We start from the raw sequence: 7,364 nt of genomic DNA, 5'->3' as shown, positions 1-7,364 counted from the left end.
CATTCTATCAGGGCAGCGGCCATAGCAAAAATCAATGGCAAAATTTATAGAAAAGATATCAATCAAGTTATTCCAAAAATTCAACCTTCATTTCTTTCTTTTAATAAAATCATAGCAATTGGCGCATCCACAGGGGGACCGCAGGCGATTCAAGAAATAATTACTTCACTTCCTCCAAATTCTCCTGCCTGTGTAATAGTACTTCATATGCCTGCAGGATTTACAAAACAATTTGCCGATCGACTCAATGGAATAAGCGCAATGGAAGTCTGCGAAGCTCAAGACAATACTCTGATTGAAGATGGCAAGGCATATATTGCACCGGGAGACAAACACCTTAGTATCGTAAAAAACAACGGCAACTATTTTACCAAAATAAAGGATGGACCATTAATCAATTATCAAAAACCGAGCATCGATGTTCTCTTTTATTCTGTTGCTTCACAGGCAAAGGAAAATGCAGTTGGCGTGCTTCTCACTGGAATGGGCTCAGATGGAGCAGAAGGCTTGTTGGCAATGCACAAAAGAGGAGCTTACACAATAGCTCAAGACGAAGAATCCTCAGCTATTTTTGGAATGCCGCAGGAAGCGATTAAGCTCGGTGCGGTGAACGAGATTGCACACTTGAAAGATATAGCTTCTTCAATTTTAAAAGCAGCATCAAAAAATTCAAAAGTACAAAAGGTATGCTAATCCTATGGAAGATTTTATTTATAAAATATCAATGAGTTATGACGATAAATTTAATCTAAAAGATTTTTTCTGTTAACTCAGTTATGAACTGCTTAAATGAAATAATGGAGAGTATCGAAACTCTCCCCACATTGCCGACAGTTTTTATGAAAACTGTAGCATTACTTGATAAGAAGGATGTTGAGTTGTCAGAGATAGTTGACATCATCAAGTATGATCCAGCAATTACAGCCAATACCTTGAAAATATGCAATTCAGCTTATTATGGGCTAATGAGAAAGGTTTCATCTCTCAATGAAGCGGCAACTTATGTTGGCACTAATGAACTTATCAAGATTGCTTTGATGGGAAGTTCTGCAAATTTTTTGAAAGAAGAAATCGATGGATATTGTCTTGATGAAGGAGAACTTTATAGGCATTCGACAGGATGCGCAAGCGCTTCACAAATATTGTTGAAGAAAATGAATAGAGAAAACCAAACTATGCTTTTTACAGCATCTCTTCTCCACGACATAGGGAAACTTATATTAAGCAGATATGTAAAAAATGAATATATGAAAATTTACAAACTCGTGATTCAAAAAAAATGCACATTTTCGGAAGCTGAAAAAGAAATCCTAAATACTACACATGCCGAAGTTGGAGCAATACTTTCTGAGAAGTGGAATTTTCCAAATGAACTGACAACAATAATTAAATATCATCATGAACCGGATAAAAGCCCTGAAGAAATAAGAGAATCAATAGAAATCATACACCTCAGCGACCTTATGTGTTTAATGGCAGGAATCGGAATTGGCGCAGATGGTATTGCATACAAACCGGAGATAGAAAATGCCAAGCTTCTTGAAATAATAGGGAAAGAGCTAAATCTTATAATCTTTGAATTAGTCACTGAAGTAGAGAGGATTGGAAATTCATTTCTATAAACAACTATAAGAGGAGTTGCTAATGAAAAGGAGTGAAGGTATTGGGATTTCAATAAAAACAGCTTTGATGATTTGTTCCACTCTCTTGATAATTTTAGGGATAAACACTTATTTTCAAACCAAAAAAGCAAAAGAAGAATTTAAAACAGACCTGATTAAAGAAGCAACTGACTTATCGGCTTTAGTAAAGTCCGTAATAAAAAGCAGTATGGTAAAAGGTGAAAAACAAATCATTCAGCAAACAATCAACGATGCAGTTAAAATAGATTCTGTCAAAGGAGTATCAATTATAACATCTGATGGGAAAATTTATCTCTCTTCAAAAGCAAGTGAAAAACTACAAAAAGAGAAAATCAAAAATTTAGTCAAATCCAATTCCGGCAGTGATTCTGAAAACTTTAACTTAAACAATAATATAAGAGGTAAGGAGTTCATTGAGGGACTAATCCCAATCAAAGCAGATGAAAGATGTATTGATTGTCACAGCAATGTTGAAAAAGGAAAGATAATGGCTTTTTTAAATTTAGAAATGTGGGCAAATTCGAAAATAAAGATGCTCAACGCAAACATAAGAAAAGATCTCATAAAATCATTCCTTCTTACCTTAGTTCTTGCTTCAATAATTTTCCTAATTTTAAGAAGAATTACAAAACCGCTGAAAGATATCTCAGAAACAGCAAAGAGGATATCGATGGGCGAAACAAATATAGAAATAGAATATAATTCAAAGGATGAGATAGGGATGTTGGCGCAAGCTTTCAGAGAATTGACAGAATATATAAAAAATGCCGCTAAATGTGTCAACGAATTGGCAAATGGCAAACTTAAAATTTCTGCAGTAATGAAAAGTGAAAAAGATGAGATGAATAAATCCTTCTTGAACCTTCAGAATACATTAAGAGAAGTTATAGATGATACTGAAGCAGTCATCAGAAGCGCAAAGGAAGGAAATCTTAAAAAGAGAGTTGATGTATCAAAGTATAAGGGAAGTTTCAGGAAACTTGCTGTAACTTCAAATGAACTTCTCGATTCTATTATAAAACCTATTGATGAATCAGCTGAAGTACTTGAAAAAATCGCAAACTATAACCTTGCCGTTAGAATGAAAAATGACTATGCTGGCGAATTCGCAAAAATAAAGGAATCGCTCAATAAAGCAGTTTCAAATCTTGATACAATTCTGTTACAGACAAAATGTTCGGCTGAACAGGTCCTTGAAGCTTCGAGACAGATTTCGGAAAGCAGTCAGGTGCTTGCAGGCGGAGCATATGAACAAACACAATCACAGGAGAATATTTCTAAAAACATCGAAGAAATGAAGGAAGTTACAAATAAAAACAGCAACTCAGCAAAGCATGCAATGGAAATCTCAGAAGATGCGAAAAAATTGACAGATGAAAGCATGAAGAAAATGAATATCTTATCTGAAGCAATATTGAAAACAAAGGAATCATCGGATGCGACAGGAAAGATTGTAAAGACAATCGATGAAATTGCCTTTCAAACAAACCTTCTTGCTCTCAATGCCTCTGTTGAAGCGGCAAGGGCAGGCGAAGCAGGAAAGGGATTCGCCGTTGTTGCAGAGGAAGTAAGAAATCTTGCTATCAAGAGTGCTGAAGCGGCAAGAAATTCGGCTGAACTTATCAAAGATTCAATAGAAAACGCTGAAAACGCAGTTCAAATCAATGACTCGGTAATTAACATAATGAATGAAACACTCGAACACATCAACAAAGCAAACAATGAAATAAAGCAAATAGCACAAGCATTGATAGAACAAAATGAAAGAGCAAACAACATCTTTTCCGAAGTTGACCAGCTCAACATAATAACTCAACAAAATGCCGCAAGCTCACAACAACTTGCAAGCGCATCACAAGAATTGGCAGGACAATCTGCTGAAGTAAAAGATATGATGGGCAACTTTATCCTAACTGAAAAAGGAAAAGTCAAAAAGAAAAAAGATCCAACTAAAATAGTCAAAGAAAATAATGTAGAAAATATAATTCCCTTCAATAGCTCTGAAGACGAAAAGATATTAGAATCTTTTTAAAAAATCTGTTTTTCTCCAATGATAATATAAATCTCTCTCTTGGAAGAGAAATTCTCAAATTTTCAAAAAATTAGAAACTCTATCAATAACTATATAGACATTTACTTAATAGCCCTATATACTTTATCTGAGACCTTCACATTTAAATTTCTAAATTCGATTATCAGCCATATGAATAAAAAAGGTATAAAAGGATTTACCATGATTGAGATAATAATTGTCGTGGTAATCATTGGTTTAGTTGCAGGTATTGCTATGTTTAACCTTATAAATATGCTTCCTAAATTTCGAGTCAACAATGCAGTAAGAACTCTTGCTTCGAACCTTCAATGGGCACGTCTTAAAGCTGTATCTGAAAACAACAATTTTATTGTTTATTTTTATTCTCCAGACGCAAATAACATTTATAGATATGAAATACTTGATGATGATGACAACGATGGCACAAAGGATCCTACAGAAACCCTTTATGATGCAGAAAGATACCATCTTCCATCAGGAATCAAATTTGGTAGAGCAAAGTCAGGGGTAAAAAGGACCACTTGCGGAGGCACAATAGACTCTGACGGCATTCACTTTACAGGAGACAAAGTAACATTCACGCCAACAGGAAGGCCCGACAAAAATGGGTCTGTATATTTAATCCCTGAGGATGACGATGAAGATCATGATCAAAAGACCATTCATTGGAGAGCCATCAGCGTAACAACGAATGGAAGAATAAAAACATGGATTTACGATGCTTCAGTTGAAAATTGCTCAAACGGACAGGGTCCCTGGAAATAGTCGATTAGCAGATAAAAAAACAACAGTCTTTTACTCACATTTTTATTCACCAATAGGAAAAATATATATTGCCGTAATTGATAATTTAATATGCAATATCACTATTGGTAAAGATTCTGAAAGACGTTTTATAAAATATTTTTCCTCTTTTCCCTTCGTCAGATTATCTTATTCAGCAAAACTAACAGCAGGATATTCTTCTGTCATCCTAAAATATCTTAAAAAAGGGAATGCGCCTCAATTCAAATCTCTATGCATTTTGAAAGCAACAGATTTTGAAATTGCTGTTTGGAAAGCTGTATTAAAGATTCCTTATGGAGAAACTACAACTTATCAGAGCATCGCAAAAAAATTAGGAAGCCCCTCATTGTCAAGAGCTGTTGGAAATGCCCTAGGGAAGAATCCCATTCCTTTAATCATTCCCTGCCATCGAATAATAAAATCAAATGGCGATTTGGGAGGTTTCACAGGAGGAAAGGAAATTAAAGAGAGACTCTTAACCTTGGAAAAAAAGACAAATCAAAAACTTTGAAAACAGATTATTTAGAAAATACATCAGTTTTATTCATAGCCCAGTTTGGCACTGCACTTTCTTTAAGCTCAATAATTGTATTGCTCCCTTTTTATATTTACTCAATAAGTAAATATTCTCTTTCAAAAACTATTTTATGGACCGGTTTGATTCTTTCCGCTTCCAATATTGGCGCCGCTATCTTTTCTCCGATTTGGGGAAAATTATCATCAAAAATCAACCCAAAAACCCTCTATCTCAGGGGGATTGTCTCTCACTCAATTGTCCTACTTCTAATTTCCTCTACCCAAAATCTACCTTTACTTTTACTATTTAGATTTATTCAAGGAATTATGGGTGGAATTTCTACAATAGGACTTATAATACTCAAATCATCTGTCTCACAAAAAGAGCTCTCTCCACAAATAGGGAAATTTCAATCTTCAATAACTTTAGGCCAACTTTTTGGTCCTCCAATAGGCGCTTATATTGCATACAAATTCAGCTATTTTTCGGCTTTTATCCTTGCATCATCAATAATGGCATTGGTATTTATTTTTACAGCAGTATTTTTAAACAACACAGGCAAAGAAATCTTTTCTGAAAATCCAAATAAAAAGATCAAATTACGCTACCTCGAGCTATGGTTTCTTTCCTTCTCAGCCACAATTCACACCGTATACCTTCCAGCAATTTTGCCAACCATTTTAAGCTCTTTCAATTACAGCAAAAATGATTCGGTAATTACAGCAGGAGTCATTGTTTTCATTTACGGCATTTCTTCCTTTTGCGGTGCATATCTGCTTCCTTCTTTACCGTCTGAGAGGAAAATATATAACTTCATTGTCCTATTTTCTGTATTGGCTTCACTCTTTCAACTTCTTCATCTCTTTGCTGAGAATGTATATTCCTTTACTACGATGCGTGTTGTGCAAACCTTTTTCGCTGCAGCAATAATGCCGCTTTGTCTCGGAATTGTCGCCAATAGATATACAGGCACTGATATAGGAATCCTAAACACTGCCCGTTTTACGGGAAATGCAGCGGCGCCTCTAATTTCAACATTTATTCTCTCATTTTTAGGGCTAAAGAGTGTTTTCCTCTTTCTTACCCTTTTGACACTTCTTCCACTAAATGTATTTATTCGTAAAAAACACTTTTACTTCTTGGATGATAAAGAAAGGAAGAGATTTTTCTAACTTAAAAAGTCCTACCGGCTGCTTTTATGAATGGTTTGAGGCCTTTCATCAACTCAGAAAAAGCGTTTGGATTGAGCGACTGTTGTCCATCGGAGAATGCCTCTTCAGGTTTTGGGTGCATTTCTATCAAAAGTCCATCTGCACCTGCGGCAATTGCAGCTTTTGCCATCGGAGGAACATACTCAACTAATCCGACACCGTGACTTGGATCGACAATAATGGGCAAATGTGATTTGCTTTTCATTACTGGAATACAACTTAAATCGAGAGTATTTCTTGTTTCTGTTTCAAATGTACGAATACCTCTTTCACAAAGGACAACTCTGCCGTTTCCCTCTGAAAGAATATACTCGGCTGACATTAAAAATTCAGTCATAGTCGTCATCATTCCCCGTTTCAGCAATATAGGTTTCTTGATTTTACCGAGTTTTTTTAATAGAGCAAAATTTTGTACATTTCTCGCTCCTACTTGAAGCATATCAGAATATTCAGCAACCATATCTACATCTGTTGTATCCATTATCTCAGTTACAAAAGGCAAACCCGTTTTTTCTCTCACTTTGGCTAAAATCTTTAATCCTTCTTCCTCTAATCCCTGAAAGCTATAGGGTGATGTGCGCGGTTTGAATGCTCCTCCTCTTAAAAGGGAAGCTCCTGCTTTTTTAGCAGCTTTTGCCGCAGATAGCATCTGGCCATAAGATTCTACCGAACATGGACCTGCAATTACAACAACCTTTTTTCCGCCTATTTTGACATTGCCAACCTTTATTATGGTATTTTCTGACTTGAATTCGCGACTTGCCAGTTTGTAAGGCTTAAGAATGGGCATTACAGATTCTACACCGGGCAAAGACTCAAGAGATTGTAGCCGCGCTTTGCCCCTCTCATCGCCCACTGCCGCTATTACTGTGCGCTCGACACCTACTATTTTATGTGTTTTATACCCAAAATCCCTTATCTTTTTGACAACTCTGTTGATATTTTCCTTCGTTGCCGACGGCTGCATTACAATTATCAACCTATATCCTCCCTATAACAATTTCTTCATTTTTATTGATAAAACCACTAAAATCAATTGTCAAGAAGTTAAAAAACTAAATAGTTATTGATTTAAAAGAAGATCAAAACAATATTTTTATTGATTTAGAATCCCATTTAATTTATTCTTCAAACCTTTTTAAATTAATCTCTTT

General features: G+C 35.4%; 7 protein-coding genes. 6 read left to right on the top strand and 1 reads right to left on the bottom strand.

All coding sequences use genetic code 11. The features are described 5' to 3' along the window. The 6 genes from D6734_03025 to D6734_03000 all read left to right on the top strand — a co-directional run. A partial coding sequence (locus D6734_03025; GenBank protein ID RMF96943.1) for a chemotaxis protein CheB occupies nt 1-693 on the top strand: 693 nt, incomplete at its 5' end. A gap of 83 nt (nt 694-776) precedes the next feature. Continuing rightward, nucleotides 777-1,622 (top strand): HDOD domain-containing protein, encoded by an 846-nt coding sequence (locus D6734_03020; protein ID RMF96942.1) that lies wholly within the window; start codon nt 777-779, stop codon nt 1,620-1,622. A gap of 22 nt (nt 1,623-1,644) precedes the next feature. Beyond that, nucleotides 1,645-3,675, top strand: a complete 2,031-nt coding sequence (locus tag D6734_03015) for a methyl-accepting chemotaxis protein (GenBank protein ID RMF96941.1) — start codon at nt 1,645-1,647, stop codon at nt 3,673-3,675. Nucleotides 3,676-3,846: 171 nt separating this feature from the next. Next, nucleotides 3,847-4,461, top strand: coding sequence for a prepilin-type N-terminal cleavage/methylation domain-containing protein (locus D6734_03010; protein ID RMF96940.1), 615 nt, complete (start codon nt 3,847-3,849; stop codon nt 4,459-4,461). Continuing rightward, nucleotides 4,415-4,993, top strand: a complete 579-nt coding sequence (locus D6734_03005) for a methylated-DNA--[protein]-cysteine S-methyltransferase (GenBank protein ID RMF96939.1) — start codon at nt 4,415-4,417, stop codon at nt 4,991-4,993. Before D6734_03010 ends, D6734_03005 begins: the two co-directional genes overlap by 47 nt. Next, nucleotides 4,990-6,171, top strand: coding sequence for an MFS transporter (locus D6734_03000; GenBank protein ID RMF96938.1), 1,182 nt, complete (start codon nt 4,990-4,992; stop codon nt 6,169-6,171). The genes D6734_03005 and D6734_03000 overlap by 4 nt, the downstream gene beginning before the upstream one ends. 1 nt (nt 6,172) lies before the next feature. Here the strand turns inward: D6734_03000 and aroF are convergent, their stop codons facing one another. Next, complete coding sequence (gene aroF / locus D6734_02995) at nt 6,173-7,189, bottom strand: 3-deoxy-7-phosphoheptulonate synthase (protein ID RMF96937.1); 1,017 nt, start codon at nt 7,187-7,189, stop codon at nt 6,173-6,175. Between the last annotated feature and the right edge of the window lie 175 nt (nt 7,190-7,364).

The sequence above is a fragment of the Candidatus Schekmanbacteria bacterium genome (assembly GCA_003695725.1).
Taxonomy (GTDB): Bacteria; Schekmanbacteria; GWA2-38-11; order GWA2-38-11; family J061; genus J061.
The sequence above is the reverse complement of the archived record's forward strand: the minus strand, read 5'-3'. Positions and strand labels throughout refer to the sequence as shown.